General features: G+C 39.5%; 16 protein-coding genes and 2 riboswitches. All 16 genes read right to left on the bottom strand.

The features are described from left to right. Positions 1-284: 284 nt before the first annotated feature. The 16 genes from FS458_RS20315 to FS458_RS20240 all read right to left on the bottom strand — a co-directional run bounded on the left by FS458_RS20315 (position 285) and on the right by FS458_RS20240 (position 19,150). Positions 285-1,718: a nicotinate phosphoribosyltransferase gene (locus tag FS458_RS20315; protein ID WP_144705038.1), complete on the bottom strand. Its 1,434-nt coding sequence runs from the start codon at positions 1,716-1,718 to the stop codon at positions 285-287. Positions 1,719-1,819: 101 nt separating this feature from the next. After that, complete coding sequence (locus FS458_RS20310; protein ID WP_186320670.1) at positions 1,820-3,166, bottom strand: VWA domain-containing protein; 1,347 nt, start codon at positions 3,164-3,166, stop codon at positions 1,820-1,822. A gap of 30 nt (positions 3,167-3,196) precedes the next feature. Next, the gene (locus FS458_RS20305; protein ID WP_144705032.1) at positions 3,197-3,403 is read right to left on the bottom strand and encodes a hypothetical protein; all 207 of its coding nucleotides are present in this window, start codon (positions 3,401-3,403) and stop codon (positions 3,197-3,199) included. A 21-nt stretch (positions 3,404-3,424) separates the two neighbouring features. Continuing rightward, on the bottom strand, positions 3,425-5,098 hold the full coding sequence (locus FS458_RS20300; RefSeq protein WP_144705029.1) for a transglutaminase domain-containing protein: 1,674 nt from the start codon (positions 5,096-5,098) through the stop codon (positions 3,425-3,427). A 237-nt stretch (positions 5,099-5,335) separates the two neighbouring features. Then, a complete protein-coding gene (locus FS458_RS20295) occupies positions 5,336-5,941 on the bottom strand; it encodes a hypothetical protein (protein WP_144705026.1) in 606 nt (201 codons plus the stop codon). 6 nt (positions 5,942-5,947) lie between these two features. Further along, entirely contained in the window at positions 5,948-6,592 is a 645-nt protein-coding gene (locus FS458_RS20290) for a hypothetical protein (RefSeq protein WP_144705023.1), read from the bottom strand. Positions 6,593-6,781: 189 nt separating this feature from the next. Beyond that, the gene (locus tag FS458_RS20285) at positions 6,782-6,985 is read right to left on the bottom strand and encodes a hypothetical protein (RefSeq protein ID WP_144705020.1); all 204 of its coding nucleotides are present in this window, start codon (positions 6,983-6,985) and stop codon (positions 6,782-6,784) included. 24 nt (positions 6,986-7,009) lie between these two features. Beyond that, a complete protein-coding gene (locus FS458_RS20280) occupies positions 7,010-8,386 on the bottom strand; it encodes a vWA domain-containing protein (RefSeq protein WP_144705017.1) in 1,377 nt (458 codons plus the stop codon). Positions 8,387-8,910: 524 nt separating this feature from the next. Continuing rightward, positions 8,911-9,450 carry a hypothetical protein gene (locus FS458_RS20275; RefSeq protein WP_144705014.1) on the bottom strand — a complete coding sequence of 180 codons (540 nt, stop codon included), beginning with the start codon at positions 9,448-9,450 and terminating at the stop codon, positions 8,911-8,913. A gap of 29 nt (positions 9,451-9,479) precedes the next feature. After that, the gene (locus FS458_RS20270; RefSeq protein WP_144705011.1) at positions 9,480-10,007 is read right to left on the bottom strand and encodes a hypothetical protein; all 528 of its coding nucleotides are present in this window, start codon (positions 10,005-10,007) and stop codon (positions 9,480-9,482) included. 127 nt (positions 10,008-10,134) lie between these two features. After that, positions 10,135-10,881, bottom strand: a complete 747-nt coding sequence (locus FS458_RS20265; protein WP_144705008.1) for a prepilin peptidase — start codon at positions 10,879-10,881, stop codon at positions 10,135-10,137. A 161-nt stretch (positions 10,882-11,042) separates the two neighbouring features. After that, positions 11,043-12,341, bottom strand: coding sequence for an NCS2 family permease (locus FS458_RS20260; RefSeq protein ID WP_144705005.1), 1,299 nt, complete (start codon positions 12,339-12,341; stop codon positions 11,043-11,045). Between the two features lie 338 nt (positions 12,342-12,679). Beyond that, positions 12,680-12,781: riboswitch (purine riboswitch) on the bottom strand. Between the two features lie 102 nt (positions 12,782-12,883). Further along, entirely contained in the window at positions 12,884-14,440 is a 1,557-nt protein-coding gene (gene guaA / locus FS458_RS20255) for a glutamine-hydrolyzing GMP synthase (RefSeq protein ID WP_313957546.1), read from the bottom strand. A gap of 137 nt (positions 14,441-14,577) precedes the next feature. Next, a riboswitch (purine riboswitch) is annotated at positions 14,578-14,679 on the bottom strand. Positions 14,680-14,719: 40 nt separating this feature from the next. Beyond that, on the bottom strand, positions 14,720-16,918 hold the full coding sequence (locus tag FS458_RS20250; protein WP_144705002.1) for a DUF4129 domain-containing transglutaminase family protein: 2,199 nt from the start codon (positions 16,916-16,918) through the stop codon (positions 14,720-14,722). Further along, positions 16,905-18,176 (bottom strand): DUF58 domain-containing protein, encoded by a 1,272-nt coding sequence (locus FS458_RS20245; protein ID WP_144704999.1) that lies wholly within the window; start codon positions 18,174-18,176, stop codon positions 16,905-16,907. Before FS458_RS20245 ends, FS458_RS20250 begins: the two co-directional genes overlap by 14 nt. Next, a complete protein-coding gene (locus FS458_RS20240) occupies positions 18,176-19,150 on the bottom strand; it encodes an AAA family ATPase (RefSeq protein ID WP_137792205.1) in 975 nt (324 codons plus the stop codon). The genes FS458_RS20245 and FS458_RS20240 overlap by 1 nt, the downstream gene beginning before the upstream one ends. Between the last annotated feature and the right edge of the window lie 170 nt (positions 19,151-19,320).

Raw genomic sequence — 19,320 nt, 5'->3', positions numbered from 1 at the left:
ACTGACGGAATTAATTCTTAATTCCTTACCTATTTCTTTTGTTCAGTTTTCAAAGAACTTTTTTCTTTATCGCGTCACTCTCTTAAAGCAGCGACAAAAACTATCTTACCACATATCTTCTTTCGAAGCAACAACTTTTTTAAAAGTTTATGTTTGTTTTTGTCGAACGTTATGTAAGAAAAGCAACAACGTTTATTACTATATCAGCGATACGGCCGACCGTCAACGCTTTTTTAAAGATTTTATTAAAAAACCTCTTTTCATGTCGAAAAGAGGTTTGCTCGCTATAAAGAATACTTCTCTAAAAGGTCGTTTTTCGTCTTCCATACTTGAACGGATAGATCGACAAAATACTCTTGTGGGTTCAATCTTCGTAAGTGCTGAGGCCAAAACAATCCAAGCTGCTCTTGATGATAGCGCCGGATTTCTTCTAGATTCGGAAGGTCATAGACAAGCTTTCCTTCTATATAAACCGGCTGTAGCAATTCTTCGGCAGTAAAAGAAGAAACCACTTTGCTTTTGTATGTGTGCACCGGATCGAAAAGTTTTAAATCTTTTTCAGGAAGTATCTCATCATCCATCGCTATGTAATCCGCTTCAGCTTTTCCTTTTGAATTAATAATGCGGTAGACCTTTTTATATCCAGGTGTTGTGATTTTCTCTACATTAGATGATATTTTGATCGTTGGTACGAATTCTCCGTTTTCATATTTAGCTACAACTTTATAAACACCTCCGAGTGCAGGCTGATCTGATGCGGTTATCAGCTGCGTCCCAATTCCCCAAGAAGTGATTGTTGCACCTTGTGCTTTTAAATCTGAGATCACATCGTCGTCTAAGTCGTTACTCGCTACGATTTCAACATCTGTGAGGCCCGCTTTGTCTAACATTTTACGAGCTTGAATGGATAGGTACGCGAGATCACCGCTATCCAGACGAATACCTTTAAGTGATTTACCCGCCGCTTTCATCTTCAACCCAACTTCTATCGCGTTAGGAATTCCACTTTTTAATGTATTATACGTATCTACAAGTAGGACGCTTTGATTGGGCAGAACTTCCGCAAACCGTTCAAACGCTTCTTCTTCTGAATCATGATCCTGAACCCACGCGTGTGCATGAGTTCCTTTTGTAGGAATGCCAAAGAGTTTTCCAGCGCGCATATTTGATGTTGCATCAAAGCCTGCAATGTATGCGGCACGCGCTCCCCATATTGCGGCATCGGCTTCTTGGGCGCGGCGCGTTCCAAACTCCATTAACTGATCATCAGGAGTGACATAACGAATGCGGGCTGCTTTCGTTGCGATCAATGTTTGGTAGTTCATGAAATTAAGAAGTGCTGTCTCTAACAAGTGTGCTTCAAACACACGACATTTGATACGAATTAACGGCTCATTCGGAAAAACGACCGTTCCTTCTTTTACAGAGAATAACTCTCCCGAAAAATTAAAGTTCTTTAACTCCTCCAAGAAAGGTTCCTCATAGTGTTCTTCTTGTGTTCTTAAGTAGTCGATATCTTCCTCTGTAAAATGAAGATGCTCCAAATAACGAATGATCCGCTCAAGCCCCGCAAATACGGCATAGCCGCTTTTAAACGGATTCTTTCGAAAGAATGCTTCAAATACGCGAATGTTGTTGTGCGTTCCGTTTTTCCAATGGGCGTACATCATATTAATTTGATACTTATCTGTATGTAATGCTAAATCTTCATAGCTCATGAATGTGTCCCGCCTTTCTCTCTCTTCATTTTTCTCTATTTGTGTGGTTGTTAAACATGGTAAAAGGCCCGATAAGAATATCGGGCTAACACTAAATTATATTATTGTGTTCTAGCTTCCTCCGCATAATCTTGGATCACCTTTACAGCACGATCTCTTTCTGCTGTTAGAGCTTCCTTCTTAGTCTCGTGTTTTTCTTTCGCATATTCCATGAGTTTTTCATTTCTTTCCCGTATCAGTTCATCCAACTTATTTATTTCTTCATCTTTAAGTTTTGCCTGATCTCTCAGATTCATCTTTACGTCTTGGAATAGAGACTGCTCATCTCTTATACTATCAATGACTGTATCTGTGTAAATTTTACCGAGGTCCATAAACTTGTTTGAACTACTCCAGTTGATATCATTAATATCCATTGAAGAATCCCAATTAATTCGTGTATTGTGCATCGCTTTCGACCAGTTGGAATCTACTTCATCAAACAATTCTTTTTGAGAAGAAACTGATTGGAATTTACCTCCACCCGCTTCTGCTACTGCTTTAAGTTGTTGCTGACCTTCGTTATCGACATCAAAGCCAATGATGTTTACTTCTGCCTTGATGTTCGACTCGTGTAACTTTTTCGCTGCTTCTACAGGATTTCCGTCACACGTCTCAATTCCATCACTCACAATATAAATGACGTTATTTCCTTCTTTTCCTTGTAGATCCTTTTCAGCTGCTTCAATGGAAGCTGCGAGCGGTGTCCAACCTGTTGGCTTAAACTTAGAGAGAGATTGTTGGAAAGTTCCTTCATTATATGCGCCTAAAGGGTACATAACTTCCGTACTTTCACATGAAACCTTCTTGTCTTTATCATCGTTACTTCCTTTATGTCCATAAACACGCAGCATGACGTTCGCGTCATCAGGCAATCTACCTGCAAACTTCTTCAACGCTTCCTTTGCCGCCGTCATCTTATCCGTTCCTGAAACTTTTCCTGCCATGCTACCGCTTGCATCTAAAAGAATGGCTACATTAAGAGGACCTTCCTTTTTTTCCTCTCCATTTTCACTTTCTTCTTTATACTTTTCATACGCCTCTACTTCTTCAAACGAAATGTCAAAGTCCTCTAACTCCTGAAATCCCGGCTGATGATCTGCCGAGAACCCAGCAACGATTCGGTTATAGGCTTCCTCAGCCTTCATACCTTTAGGATAGTTCTTTGTGATTTTATTAATCTCTTGACCAAGAGCATCACCTTCAAGGTCCTTTACCTTTTCGTTATACTTACCTACACCCTGTTTCACCATCTCTTCAGGATCAGTCGGCGCTTTTTCAACCGTCTCTTTTCTAGGTTCTTTTTTCTTTGGTTCTGTTTCTGATGCTGTTTTTTCACTTGAGCATGCGGTTAATAGAAGAATAAATAATAAAATTAGAGATAACGTTACACTAGATAAACGATTCATTTTTCTCTCCTTTTTCTTGATCAACATTCCTTAAGCTCTCATCTCTTCTTTTTCTCTTATCTTCTGAATATGGTTATGCTTCATAGCCGGCAGTGCCAGGATCACTGGAATAATAAAGAACGGAAATGATTCTTCTCCTATAAAAAAGAGTATCAAACTTAACGGTGCGACTAGCCCGTAGATTAATAGATATAGAAGAAAATAAACACGTCTCCATCGCTTTTCTTTTTTGGACATACCGCACCTCATTTTTTAAGATTAAAACTCAATTTCTTTTTTCGTATGTGTTTTCTGAAACTCCGCTGGCTTTGGATCAAAGTATTCCATGGTGAACTTTGGAACGAACTTGTTGTTCTGTAGGTAACCTGAACCCCATGTTGGGTCCATCGTTAACCAGCGTCCGTCGACCTTTGTCTCCACCCACGCATGATTTTGCCCAGCAAACCCTGTTACCATTTGCGCTTCCATACCACTTGCACGTAATAGAGCAATCGCTAAATACGCAAAGTCCTGACAAACGCCTTCTTTCTCTTCCAACGTTTTTACCGCACTGTCGTCAAACTCAAATGTTCGATTGTTTAGCTTGTCTACGTCATAGCTCACATTTTTTGCAACATACTCGTAAACCGCTAGCGCTTTTTCTTTATCAGTCTTTTTATTTTTTGTCAGTTGCTGAGCTAGATTCGTAATCTCAGTTGCATCCGACTGAATACCTCTAGATGGTAAGGTAAATCGTTGATCACTCGTGTTTGTATTCTCAACCGAGAAATTTGCTACACCAACAAAGAACTGCATATATCCATTCGTCTTATTAAATTCAGGTGCCATAACGGATACATCGTATTTCCCTGGTCCAAAACGGAGGAAAAACTCTCCCTCAAATTTATTGTTCTTAACCGGGATCGCGTACATCGCTTTTAGATCGTCTTTCTCTGTCTGAACGAAAACGACATTCGTCTTGTTCGCATCCTCACCTTTTGGATTAATTTTCCCTTTAATCTTGTATGTTAGATCCGCTTTTTCACCGCCTACTTCTGGCGTCTCAAGTTTGAAGCCTTTTTCTTCGTAAGCGGAGGAATATTTCACAGGTTCAAAGGATTCACCAGATAAATTCTTCACATATAAGTGAGCCGCGTCCGTAAAAAAGTTTGTCGATCCTTCTTTAGGCGTCATGATCTGTACCTCATGAACACCCGCGCCATAATAGAGAGGGATTTTATGTGCAAACTTTCCATTCTCAACCGGAACCATAATTTTAGTAGATTCACTTTCTTTCTTAAGCTCAACCATAAGCTGCTCTACGCTCGAATCAGCAACTTCACCCGTAAGCTCGAAAGAACCATTCCTTTCCATATACCCATTTATGGAATTTTTTAACTTTAAATCATATTGAAATGCGTTCTTCGTATAAGCAATATCTCTCTTAATCTCAGGATTCACGTTCTCTACATCAAATGAGGCAATGTCGTAATAGTAGTCTTCAGCCGTATCGCTCGGCACACTCACTTTGACAGAATAATTCCCCTTCCCATTAAACAACTGAACCTTTTGTTCAAACTTGCCTTCCTTTAAAGGAGCGTAATAACTGAACTCTCGACCGTTTGGCCCTTCTTGATCACTCCTCACCTTAATCCATACATGATCTGACTTGAAGCTGTTATACTTTTTCGCCTTACCTTTAATGAGTACCGTCGAGTTTGCCGTAAACTCTTTGTACTTAGGGCTAGATAACGTCGCTTCCACTTCTTCTGCGTATGGAAGAAGTTCTAGTTTCTCTAATTTGTCCTCTTTATTTGCTTCCTCAGCGAGGGTTGTATACTTATCTTTTTTCGCTTCTTGTTCAGGTTTGGCAGAAGGTTTTTGGTCTGATGTGCAGGCGGTTAGTGTCAAAACCATGAGAAGAAGAAGAGAATTGGTTAGTTTGTTTTTCATTTAATAATCTCCTTTGATTATTTTTCAAAAAGAAAGAGATGGGGTTTCCATCTCTTATGCAAATTCTATAGGATAATAATTAATACGGAATATTTTTGTGAATGTTCCTACATTTCTCACTTAATAACTATAAACTTATATCCTTTTCACGAATGCTGTTTATTTGATTTTTCTTCATGTAAGCCAAAATAAAGTGGTAATTCTTCTACCGTACCTTCACACATAAAATGAAAACTGTTAAGAACTAGACTGTTTATTTTCTTCAAGCCTCTTTAATTCTTCTTGAACTTTTTTTAGGTTGTCTTCATTTAAAGACTCCAACTGCTTTTTATTGTCTCGTCTATATTGCTTCATTCTTTCAAAACGTTCTATTCGTTTATCATCTAAATATCTCCAACTCTTTCTACTAATTTCCCCCTCATCCCTTAAATATCTGATGGTATATCGATAATTATTATTTTCTCTTAAATATGCTTCAGCAAAGTCATTAGAGAAGGAGAGAATTTCAAATTCTTGATCAAAAAACTGACTCTTGGCTTCCCTGTTCGCACTGTCTTTCCATTCTTCCCAAGACTCTGCCATTTTTTTTGCTTTATCAAGTTGCTCAGTTAATTGTTCCCCATTGTTAACAGAGGAGTAAGTCCCTTTTGATGCATCAGCAATTTGCATAAGCTGTTTTTGTCCTTCATGATCAATATCAAAACCAAGAATGTTTACAATCGGCTGAATATTTGAATCAGCAAGTATTTTTCCTGCATACACAGGGTCATCATCACAAGTTGCAATCCCATCACTCACCAGATATATAATGTTGGTACTTGTTTTACTATCATACTTACTCAAGTCTTTTTAAGATTCCTTTAACGCTAAGGCAATAGGAGTCCAACCTGCTGGCTGAAACTTGTCTAGTGATGCACTAAAGCTCTCATTATTATACTTTTGCATAGAATAAACCAACTCAGAGCTACCGCATGAAAGTACTTTATCTCCGTCACTTCCGCTTCCATTATGCCCGTACACGCGTAGCGCAACATTTGCATCTTCAGGCAGGTTAGAAGCAAAATCTTTAATCGATTCTTTTGCAAGATCCATTTTGGTTTTATTACCTATTTTCCCACCCATACTTCCACTTGCATCTAAGATAATTTCAACATTCAAATTCTCTTTAAAATGATATCTTTCATCTTCCAGTTCTGGATTCCCAAAAGATTGTACTTTAATATCCTCTAAAACTTTATCTGGACTTGGATAATCTTCATGATATAGAGCAACCATGTTTGCCCAATATTTATCCAATACTTCTTCACTCGTATTATCTGTGAGTTTCGGAAACTCGTTAAATGTCTTAAGTACCCTTTTTTTTTCTTCATCTGAAGCTCTAAAATTAAGTCCAGCAAACCTTCCGACTGGATAATTCAAAACTTCATCTAAGCTTTTAGACGGTTCTGGAACATCTTTTAATTTATTGATCTCTTTTTTATTTCTTTGATCCATTGTGCTTTTTTCTTCATTACTCTTTGAACTATCCTGTTGGCGTTCAGTTTCTTCTTTATTGCTACATGCTATTAGTATGATAGAAAATGTGGTTAAAATTAGAAAGAGAACAATTTTTTATTCATAAGCGCTATTACTCCACTCCTATATAATACTAATCATCTTCATATACCATCGTACATCATACTTTTATATACTATGATCTTTTTCACGAATACTGTTTATATGATTTTTCTTCATCATAGGCAGACCTAAAGCGATACCCAACATCGCATACGGAAACCCTTCATTTCCGCCTAACCACATGAAGAGATTATAAGGAACATAAATACCATATATAAAGATGTACATCATCATATAGAAACGACGCCATTTCTTTTCACTTTTTGACATCAAATTCCCCCTAGCGAATATTCTCTAATTAAGTTTGTATTTCTCGTTTATATCCTGCTTCATTTGTTCAAACGTTTTTTCGTTCATGGAATTTAAATAATTTTCTACTTCTAGACCTGACTTCTCAATAAACTCATTTAATTTCTCTTCTTTATCTTTTAAAATCTCTCTTTGCTCTCTCGTTATATAATCCTCATTCGAAAGATAGGTAATTGAGCCACTAATATTATTAGATAGCTTCGTTTTTTTACTGTCCCATTCATTGGTAAAACCAAGAGCCTCAAAATAACGTTCTACTTTTATGGCATCCGCTTCTCTTAGTGAATCTTTCTTCCACTGCTCCCAGCGTTTTGCTATTTCTTCAACTCGCTTAAATTCTTCCTTTAACTGAGTTTGATCGTTAATATCTGTATAGATTCCACCAGCTGCGGCAGCTACATCCTTTAATTGTTTTTGCCCTTCTCCATCAACATTAAAGCCGATAACGTTAACGATCGGGGAAATATTAGAATCTACTAATTTCTTGGCTGCTTCAACAGGATCTCCATCACATGTTTCAATACCGTCACTCACTAGGAATACAATATTGTTATTCTTTTCTGCAGGATATTTCGCTAAATCTTTTTGTGCCTCTTCTAACGCTAATGTGATTGGCGTCCATCCTTTAGGCTGAAATTGATTCAGCGCTTTATCAAACTCAGTCGAATTATAAGATGCTATAGGATAGACTAAATCTGAGCTTCCGCATGACAGTTTTTTATCAGAGTCCGATCCACTCCCTTTATGACCATATACTCGTAATCCCACATTTGCTTTATCAGGTAAAGATTGTACGAAGGTATCAATAGCATCTTTGGCTAATTCCATTTGGGTTTTACCTTTCACCTTCTTACCCATAGAACCGCTTGCATCTAAGATAATTTCCACATTATAATTTTCTTTAAATTGAAATTTAGGATCTTCAATATCGGGGCTACCGAACGAATATAATTTCCACTTGTCAACAAGAGTAGCCGGGTCTGTAAAGCCATTCCAATAGAGGGCTACAAGGTTATTGAAATACAAATCTAGCGTTTCTTCATTCGCTTCCTCATCCAGTTTAGGCATGTCTTTTAAAAGCTCTTCCTTCACACCACTCGTAGTATCATATACTTCTTTTCCAGCAAATTTTCCGTTTGGATATGCAAAAATCTCATTAATAGAAGTAGGAGCTGGTGGAATTCCCTTTTTTAATTTACTATCAGATTCTTTCGTTTCAGGCTTACTTTCTTTTTTAGTTTCTTCCTTATCTTCCTTTTTAGAATCTGCAGGTTTATTCGCTTCTTCTGAGTTAGAGCATCCTGTGAATAGAGTTAGTAAAAGGAATAGAAACAATAGTGTTTTCAAGTTTCTAAAACTCATTTAATACCATACCTCTCCTGTTTATACATACTTCTTTGTTACATAATTTCGGCTGAAAATCTGAACAACTCACTATTTATGATGAAAATTCCGAAGACCTTTCTCATTTATTGTCCTGATACTCATTTCCTACAAAAATCAAATTACAACAAAATCTAATATGTAAAATCTTTTGAATTTTTTCTATGGCAAAACTATCACAGAAATTCTTAAGGCGTCAACCTTCTAAATCCTTGCTACATAAAGGCTTATTGAACTTATCCACAACCTTCTTACTACCTTTGGCAATGTTCGACTTTTTCCGACACCTCCCCGAAAAATTCCTACTAGGAATATCCTCACGTTATATATACATAAATATCCATTTTTACATTTGTTTTTACCTCTAATATTAAAAATATAAACCTGAAAATCACTAAATAAGCGCTTTTAACGATCAGAAGTAGATAAATTCACTTAGGTAAAAAGAATTAAAATAAAAAAACACCTAAACCAACGTTTGGGTGTTTTCAAAATTCTTTTCTCTATTTCTTTAACTTTCCTAGCCATCTCCACGAATAGCTATAATGCGTGGTATCATAATTTGTATTTTTAAGCTCTTTTTTCTCTCCAGGTTTTAAAGTAACGGTTTCCGTAACGTGTGTAAAAACTTTCTTTTCTTGTCTATTCTTAACCGTAATCTCGATTTTCCCTTTGTATGTATACTGTTTGTTAAAATTAGCTGCATAAATGTTATAAGCTGTAGACCATCTGCCCTTTTCCGAATTAACGACAACCTCTAAGTTCTTAAAGGATTCATTGTTACGATCTCCTCTTTCGTGATAGGTTTCCTCAAGTGTTTCAAACGCTTGTTTCTTCATATGTTCATCCATTACATCTGAAACTTTCATAATTCCATTCATCGCTAGTAAACATGTTGCTATACACCCAATCGCCCAATAAACACCAGTTCTCGTTCTCCCTAACTTTTTATAGTGAACGAATGAACTAATGGCTAGAATAAGTCCAAATGCAAAAGCTCCTATGTTAAACCAGAACACACCACTTAAATAGTCATTATCCATTTTTGTCCTCACCTTTTTAAAACTTCAATTTAATTAAGTTCACCTTCCCACTCCCAAGAATATGAATCGTACAGACTTCTCCCATCAAAATGATCTATTTGTTTCTTTTCTCCTGGTTTTATAGTAATTTTTTTAGTTGTGTATTCCCCGTCAACTATTTTATTATTGATGATGGTTTTTATATAAACCTTTCCATGAAATGATACCTTTTTATTAAAATTAGCTACATAAATATAATGAGTATCTGGGCCTTTACTTTTATCAGTTTTAAGTGATAATTCCAGGTTAGCAAAAGATTCTTCTTCATTTCCTCTTTCTTCATTGTTTTTTTCCATTTCTGTATATGCAGCTTTTACTCTTTGCTTCTCTGAATAGTTCACGTACAGAATTACTCCATTAAAAAAAATCATAACTCCTATAAAGACAGCTGTTCCCCAGAGTTCAGCTCGAATTTGACTAACTTTTTCTTTCTTCTTCTTTTTGTAATAACCTATTCCAAATATTAATGCTAAGATGAACGCTAGTATATTCGTAAAAATAATTAACCACATTTCCAACAAAACCTCCTAACTTAATCCTCTTCTAAATGTATTCGTAATCCTCTATAACCTTCAAACTACTCTAATTTTCATACCCTACTTACGCTCAATCCAAATCAAAGTTTCGACATAAAAAAAGTTGAGGTCAAAAGATCAACCCCAACAACTCTTCACTATAATAAAATGTCACTAACGCGCCTACCGCTAAATATGGTCCGAACGGGATCGCGGTCTTTCGGTTATATTTCTTCGTTACTAATCCTACGATTGCGATTAAAACGCCGACGATGGACGCGACCATTAATGTCAGATAAGCTCCTTGGAACCCGAGTACGAGCCCTAATGCCCCCATCAGCTTAATGTCTCCACCACCGATTCCGCCTTTAGAGAGAACGGCTAACAACAATAAAAATAAAAATCCGAGCAAACTTCCGACGGCAGCGTCTACCCAGCCTCTAGGTTCAAAGATCGCCTGTAACGCTAGGAACCACAAGAAAAATACGATCAGCACTTTGTCTGAGATAATAAAGTACAACAAGTCGGAAACGGTAATGATGGCGCATAATAAAACGAGTGAACAGGCTAACAACAGCTCGATCGAGAAACCGTATTTTATGTATGAAAAACTATAAAGAGCACCAGTTGCGAGTTCTACCATCGTATATAAAAGGGGGATCCCTTTCTTACATGATTTACACTTTGCACCCGCAGCTAGAAACGAAACAACGGGAAACAGCTCGTACCATTTTAATTGCCTTTCGCAATGGTCACATTGTGAACGTTCTACACCTATTACCTTCATTCCCTTTGGCAGACGGTAGCCGATCACTCCGCCGAACGAGGCTAATACTGCTCCTACTACAAAAAACCAAACAGTCCACATTGCATCCATTTCCCACTTCTCCCTTAATCTTCATCCTGCACACTATTATAATGAAGAAACTTATTTTTTGCATCTCTCTTCCTTAAAGTTATCGGCTATCTTTTTTATATGTTTTCCTGCACATACAAAAAGGAATGCCCAAAAATGGACATTCCTACGAAAGTTTTTCTCTATTCAACTAAGAATACGAAATAGCTGATAAAGACGATGAAGAGAACCCACATGATCGGGTGAACTTCTTTGAAACGTCCTTTTACTGTCATTGTTAGTGGGTACATAACGAATCCTAGTGCGATACCTGTTGCGATGCTGTATGTGAGCGGCATTGCGATTAGGGTTAAGAATGCTGGTACTGCAATTTCTAGACGGTCCCACTTGATCTTGCTTAGTACCGATACCATGAGCACACCTACGATGATCAGTGCTGGTGCTGTTACAGATGGTGTTACGACTACTAATAATGGCGAGAAGAAAAGAGCGAGTAGGAACAATCCACCCGTTACAACAGACGTGAATCCTGTACGTCCACCTGCAGCTACACCTGAAGCTGATTCGATATAAGCTGTTGTTGAAGATGTTCCAAGGATCGCACCAACTGCGATCGCTGATGAATCGGCGAGCAACGCTTTACCTGCACGAGGCAGCTTGTTGTCTTTCATGATTCCGGCTTGTGATGCAACTGCCATCAATGTTCCTGCTGTATCAAAGAAATCAACGATAAAAAACGTTAGAACAACGATCATCATGTCTATGGTGAAAATTTGATCAAAGTGAGAAAACGCTTGTCCGAATGTTGGTGCAAGGCTCGGAATCGCTCCTACGATTTGATCTGGCTTATTGATCAAACCAGCAAAGATACCAACTACAGCTGTGATTACCATTCCGTAGAAAATTCCTCCACGAACGTTTCGGATCATCATTAAAATCGTAATGATGAAACCAAAGATTGCGAGAAGTGTTGGACCTTGTGTTAAGTCACCAAGAGAAACAAGTGTAGCTTCGCTTGGAGCGACGATTCCTGCGTTCTTCAGTCCGATAAATGCGATGAACAGCCCGATACCGGACGCTGCAGCAAACTTCAAATCTTCTGGGATTGCATTTATGATGGTTTCGCGAATTTTAAATAATGTAATAAAAATAAAAATAATACCAGACATCAATACGCCAGCAAGTGCTGTTTGCCACGGGATATCCATGACCAAAACTACTGAGTAAGCGAAGAAAGCGTTTAGTCCCATACCTGGAGCAAGTGCGATCGGATACTTCGCTACGATCCCCATGAAAAGAGTTCCTAGGGCCGCTGCAAGTGCAGTTGCCGTGAACACGGCACCTTTATCCATGCCAGCATCGCCTAATACGGATGGGTTAACGAATAAAATGTAAGCCATCGCAAGGAACGTAGTTAATCCCGCTGTTGCTTCTTTTTTGTAAGAAGTGTTGAACTCCTTGAAACCAAAATACTTTTCCATCTATATATCCCCCTATACCCTGTCTACGTATAAAATCGAAAGCTATTTCTAGTCGCTTTTGGATGAGGTTGATTTCCGTTTCAGGTACTCGCTTTCCGCGGGGCAAGCGGTGAGCCACATTCGTACGTTTCACTTTTAAGTGTCTCACCTGCACGCCTGTCCCGCAGGAGGCTCGCACCTTGCACTACAAACAACTTTCAAAGATGAACTTCATAAAAGCCCTGCGACTAGCAGCAATCTATAGAAAATAACTAACAAAAAGACCCAAGGGACAAGCCCTTGGGTCTGAATACGTAAGAGTTAATGAAACGAGGCCTATGCAAAGAGAGCATGTGCGCCATGTTTCAAAAATCCTTCGTAGTCAGACCATTTACGGCAGTCTGGTAGAAACTTTCGGGCCATATCCCCGAATTTATACGTAGGAAATACATTTAATTTTTAATTACTATTTGAGTATAGGTCGAACTTTGTCGTACGTCAAGCATTTTTACGAATGATTTTATGTTATTTTGCAATAATCGTTCGTGTTTTCGCTTTCAAACCTATTCCCACTCGATCGTTGCTGGTGGCTTAGACGTAATATCGTACACCACGCGGTTGATGTGATCCACTTCGTTTACGATACGTGTAGAGATCTTTTCAAGAACGTCCCAAGGGATACGTGCCCAGTCAGAAGTCATTCCGTCGATTGAAGTTACGGCACGGATACCGATCGTGTAATCGTACGTACGAGCGTCACCCATTACACCAACGCTACGGATGTCAGGGAGGACAGTGAAATATTGCCACACTTCACGCTCTAACCCTGCTTTTGCGATCTCTTCGCGAAGAATGAAATCAGACTCACGAACGATTTCTAACTTTTCTTCTGTAATCGCACCAAGTACACGGATTCCTAGACCAGGGCCTGGGAACGGCTGACGCCAAACAATGTGTTCAGGAATTCCAAGCTCTGTACCTACTTTACGCACTTCATCTTTAAAGAGTGTGTTAAGAGGTTCGATCAATTTGAACTGCATGTCTTCAGGAAGTCCGCCAACGTTATGGTGAGACTTGATCGTTTGTGCAGTTGCTGTACCGCTCTCTACGATATCTGTGTAAAGCGTACCTTGTGCAAGGAACTCGATGCCTTGTAGGTTTGACGCTTCTTCATCAAATACGTAGATAAACTCGTTACCGATGATCTTACGCTTCTTCTCAGGATCAGATACACCTTCAAGCTTGCTTAAGAAACGGTCTTTTGCATCGACTTTGATGATGTTGATGTTGAATCCTTCGCTGAATGTTTTCATAACTTGATCTGCTTCATCTTTACGAAGAAGTCCGTGATCAACGAAAATACATGTTAATTGGTCGCCGATCGCTTTATGAACAAGTACGGCAACAACAGACGAGTCAACGCCACCTGACATCGCGCAGATGACTTTTTTGTCGCCAACAACGTCACGGATCTTTTGAATCTCGTCTTCGATCCAGTTTTCCATCGTCCAGTTACCTTCACATTCACAAACAGATTTTACGAAGTTATCAAGAAACTCGATACCATACTCTGAATGACGAACTTCTGGGTGGAATTGTACGCCGTAAAGTTTACGAGATACATCACTCATTGCAGCTACAGGACAAGAAAGACTTGTTGCGTCCGTTACAAAACCTTCTGGTGGTGCAACAACTAAGTCGCTATGGCTCATCCATACCACTTGTTGCTCTGGAAGATTTTCATAAAGTTTGTTCATGTTCGTTACTGTGATCTCTGCTTTACCATACTCACGGTGGCTCGCGCGCTCTACTTTACCGCCGAAGTGGTAGCTCATCAACTGCATACCATAACAGATGCCGAGCACTGGAATATCCAGATCAAAAATAGCTGGATCACAAGCTGGTGCTCCGTCCGCATAAACAGAGTTAGGTCCACCAGAGAAGATGATTCCTTTTGGGTTCATTTTCTTTATATCTTCCGCCGTTGTCGTGTGCGGATGTAATTCACTGTATACTCCTAAGTCACGGATACGACGTGCAATCAACTGATTATATTGTCCACCGAAATCTAACACAACGATCATTTCACTCATTACGTGCAAATCATTCGTTACGCTCATGTACTTCACCCCATCTATTATTATCAGCTATAGTATCCGTCAGCTTGTCTATCTTTACACTTTCTTTATAAAACAAAAAGAATTCTACCCTTGTTTTCCACATACAAAAACAAAGGCAGAATTCCTTAAAATGTAGCTATAAAGAATCCTGCCTTCATAGTCAGGTCATTTTCGGCAACCCGGTAGAGACTCTCGAACCTTATTATCGAGGATATACGAAGGAGAATAATATCTGACACTATAATCTTAAAGACATTCTAACAATGCCTGTTATAGCGGTCAAGGGCGGATTCTTTTAATTAAATTTTCCCACAATTCTTTATGAAAATCATTCCACAGATCTGACTGCTTTTTCGGACTGAATTGAACACCTTCATAGGCTTTCGCGAGAATTCTCATGTCCTTTGTATCAAGCTCTCTGTCAACATACAAAGCGTATTCTCTCAACGTAAAAGCAGGTCTTCTTTTTATGCCATATACCTTTAATAACCACATCAAGCGTTCGAAGGCTTCTTCAAAGCTATCAGCGCCTTTTTTATGTTTATAGCGCCAGATCGTGTACTGTCGGAGCCATTTTCTGCGGAACAGATAAGCGAGCCCAGCGATTACAACAAAGCTGATTAACAGAATTACAGCTAACGTTCCAACAGATTTCAGGATTGAATCTGAACCTGTTTTTTCTCCTGAAGAAGTGTTTTCCTCCTTGGTTACGTCTTTTTCAGGCTTGTCCGGCTGAGTCGGAACTGGTGCAGCTGGTGTTGAATCTTTTTCTTCGCCTTCAGGCTGGAATGGATTATCGAATCCACGCGTCGGCTCGAATGGAACCCAACCAATTCCTGAAAAATACACTTCTACCCATGAGTGGGCATTTGCGTTTGTAACGGTATATTCACGAAGACCATCATCACCAAGTGCTTCAAAAGTTCCAGGAGTAAAGCCTTTTACCCAGCGCGCAGGTATGCCAACAGAGCGCAGCATTACAACCATCGACGTTGAAAAGTTGTCGCAATACCCTTTTTTCGTTTCAAACAGGAACTGATCGACGTAATCTTCATCGCTCTTTGGAACGGCAACTTCGATCGTGTTATAGCCATAAGCGTTCTTTGCAAAATAGCTTTCGACCGTTTTAACTTTATCGTAGATCGTTGGTTGGTTTACGGTAACATTTTCCGCTAAATCTTTTACCCGCTGCGGCAATGTTTCGGGAAGCTGCAAGTAATTTTCTGTTATATAAACGGGGTATTGATTGTTGGAAGCTTTTAATTGCTCTTCTTTTATTACAGGTAACTGGTAGTCCATCTCGTATTCAGAAAGTTTCTCTTCTCTCCCACCTTGAAAGGTAGAAATCTTCCCGTTTACACCATCTAACTGATAGTTGATATCCGATTCTGCTTTTATATTGGCTAGCTTTCCTGGAATCATTAAAAATGAATATTCTTTTCTTCTCTCCGCTTCGATACGTGCTTTATGGTCTTTCATTTCTAATCCATCTTCCCAGACTCTGGTGTAATTCGTATCGGCTGAAGGATTATCTGCTTCTAAAGCGATCGCCTGAGTCGGAATCTTATTCTCCCACCCTTTACCGGTGTAGAATTCTTTCGTTTCTATCCGCCAATAATGCCTGCCGTTATCATAAGCGGTAAAGATCGGCGTATAGTCGAACTCAAATGGTCCGCCAAGCTGGCTGTCGTTTTCTCCATAACCAATCTTTGCGATCCCAGCGCCTTTTCCTAGACCTTCTTCTCCATCTTTTCCTGACATGTTCTGAAGAAACGGAACAGGATCTGGCCAGATTGGAGATGCTTTTGGTGCCACATACCCTAAAGCTGACGACAAAGCGATGACTCCAGAAAGTGGTGCCACCCACAGGACAGGGAATTTTCCTTTTAAAAGCGAGAAGCCCTGCGTTTCAATAATCTTCATCATTCGTAAAATACCGACTAAAATCAGTCCGATGAAAACGGTACGGATGATCGCGAATTTCCCATCATAAACCGTAAATGTATCAAGTATCGAAATATAAATGACGGTGATTAAGAAAAACAGAAAGATTCTCCGCGTTTGGACGAGCCAATAATGCATCAAATAACTGACGAGCCAGAGTAATATAAAGAACAACAGACTTCGAGAGAGCGACGTCATCTCGTCCCAGTTTTGGTCTGAAAACAGCCCAAGATTGTATTGAATATCTTCAATTAAGAATGGAACCCATTTAAAGGATAAGAAGACATCAAAAAAGTAAAGCGAATGAAGCGCATATAACATCGCTCCCAATTTTACCGGAAATGAGATCCATAACGGTAGCTGAAAATACGTAACGATAAACAAAAAGAGCGTGTACATCACGAAAATTTGGATATCGTTCGTCGTTGTAAGCTCTTTAAGCGGTCTTAACCACTCCCATAAAAGAAGAAAGCCTAAGCCGTACAGAACCAATACGTGTAGCGTTGACGCTTGTTGCTGATTAGATTGAGGCATACGTGCCACCTGCCTTCAGCGATTCGTTAAAGTCAGAGCCAATGATCGGTGTTACAGGCACACCGAACTGCCTGATTCGAGAGATATACGTGAGTTCTTGACTCTTTAGTTTAGTATCAAGCGCTAAGTAAAAGAAAATCACATTCGTTTGCTGTCTAGATGCGATAAGTTCGAGCGTTTTCATCGTGTATTCAGAAAGATTCGGCGATATGATAAGCGCTGTCTTTCCTTCCATATAGCCTGCCATGTATTCCTGCTTCAATCGTTCTTCAAACGGCAGCTTCACGTCTGACTTCACTTTTGCCAGTTCGTGAAGAATCCGCCACTCTTGCTCAACCCCAATATTCATCGGGATTTCTTTTCCAGATAGCGGATGATAACCGATCGAACCACCCTTTGAAATCGCATAGTGAACGATGGATGCGGCAAGTGAAACGCCGCGTTCAAACAGCCAATCCTGCGTGCCGTAACTCTTTTCACAATGATCAAGCACAATTACAAAATCATCGTTCCGCTGCTGTTCGAACACTTTTGTCAGCAGCTTATTCGATCTTGCACTCGCTTTCCAGTGCAGCCAGTTCATTCGGTCGCCAGCGACATAATCACGAACACTGACTGTCGATGTATAGTCGGTAAACGAACGCTTCCCGACTTTTTTCATACCAGATTGCAGCATCTTTCCTGCTTCCCACCGCTCGATACTTTGATATTGTGGGTACACAAAGATCTGATCTTGAACGGAGACACTCGTGCTTTTCAAAACAAAGCCAAAGACATCACCTGTACTGATTTGAATTTGATCGAATTTAAACAACCCACGCGGTGCAGGATTAATCGTATATGAATATTCTAGATGCCTGCGAAACAACGGAAACAACAGGATACGAGACTGGATCTGATGCGTATTGCCCTCGTATCGTGTCTCACGAAGCAGTACCTCTGGCAGCACGTCCTCTAACACAACGTAAAAGAGCGGAAAGTTGCTTCTTCGTTTGATGACGATCGTAACTTCTACTTCTTCGCCTGCCATCAGTTTGTTTTTAGAGATAAATCGCTCAACCTTCAACCTCTGAATCGGATAGAAAGCCATCGTAACGGAATAAAGAACGAGCGGAAGTACGCTGTAAAATAAAAACCAGCTTACGAATCCTCCTTGAAACATGGCAAAAGAGAACGTAACAAGCAGTAAAAAGATGATCCCTGAAAACCCGATCGGCGTTTTATACTTCTCCCGAAATTTATGAAGAAACGCCTTCATTATGCATGCTGTTCCTTATGAATAGGTGCAGGCACGCGGGCCAAAAGCTCATTGATTACTTCTTCAGCTGAGATCCCTTCAAAGCGGGCTTCAGGTTTTAGTAGCACGCGGTGAACAAGAACATACGGTGCTAAGTATTTCACATCATCAGGGATAACAAAATCACGGTTCATGAGCAATGCAAAAGCCTGTGCTGCTTTTAATAAAGCGAGCGAGCCACGCGGACTAACGCCTAGCGCAATGGATTTATGATTACGTGTACGATTAATCAGATCGACGATATATCGCTTGATCGAATCTGATACATAGATGTTCTTAACGGCTTTTTTCAGTTCTGAGATCTCTTCAGGTGAGATGGCTGGTTTAAGGAGGTGGATCGGGTGTTCATTTCCGATTACGTTCAATACGTTAAACTCTTCCTCTGGAGTCGGATACCCCATCGTCAGCTTCATTAAGAAACGGTCAAGCTGTGCTTCTGGAAGTGGATAAGTTCCTTCGTACTCGATCGGGTTTTGGGTGGCCATAACTAAGAACGGATCGGGCAATATATGTGTCTGCCCATCTACGGTCATGCTCATTTCTTCCATTGATTCAAGAAGTGCAGATTGCGTCTTTGGTGACGTACGGTTGATCTCATCAGCAAGGATGATGTTTCCTACAAGAGGACCTGGTCTAAATTCAAAACTCATATCTTTTTGGTTATATATCGATACCCCCGTCATATCAGACGGCAATAAATCAGGTGTGAACTGGATGCGGTTAAAGGTTAGTCCCAGAGATTTTGCGATGGATCGCACCATCATCGTCTTCCCTACTCCTGGTACGTCTTCAAGTAAAACATGTCCCCCTGCTAATAACGAAACAAGTGTTAACTCTGTAACCTTTTTCTTACCTACCATAACTTTTTCTACGTTTGCGATAACCTCTCTAAGTTGAGGATGATATTCAAATGTCTTTTCATTTCTAGCGTTCATGATAGACTCCCCTCTAACATTTCTGTCTCTACATTATTTAATTTTTTCTTTCCTTTAAATATTCTCATCACACAGACGATATTCCTTGTTTTTTTACAAAAAAAGAGAAGATTCGATACAAGTGAACAAATAAAAAAAGATGCACTCTATACAGTGCACCGTAATCGTTC

Source organism: Fictibacillus phosphorivorans (assembly GCF_007673525.1).
Taxonomy (GTDB): Bacteria; Bacillota; Bacilli; order Bacillales; family Fictibacillaceae; genus Fictibacillus; species Fictibacillus phosphorivorans_C.
Note: the sequence above shows the minus strand (reverse complement) of the source record. Positions and strands in the feature narration are given on the sequence as shown.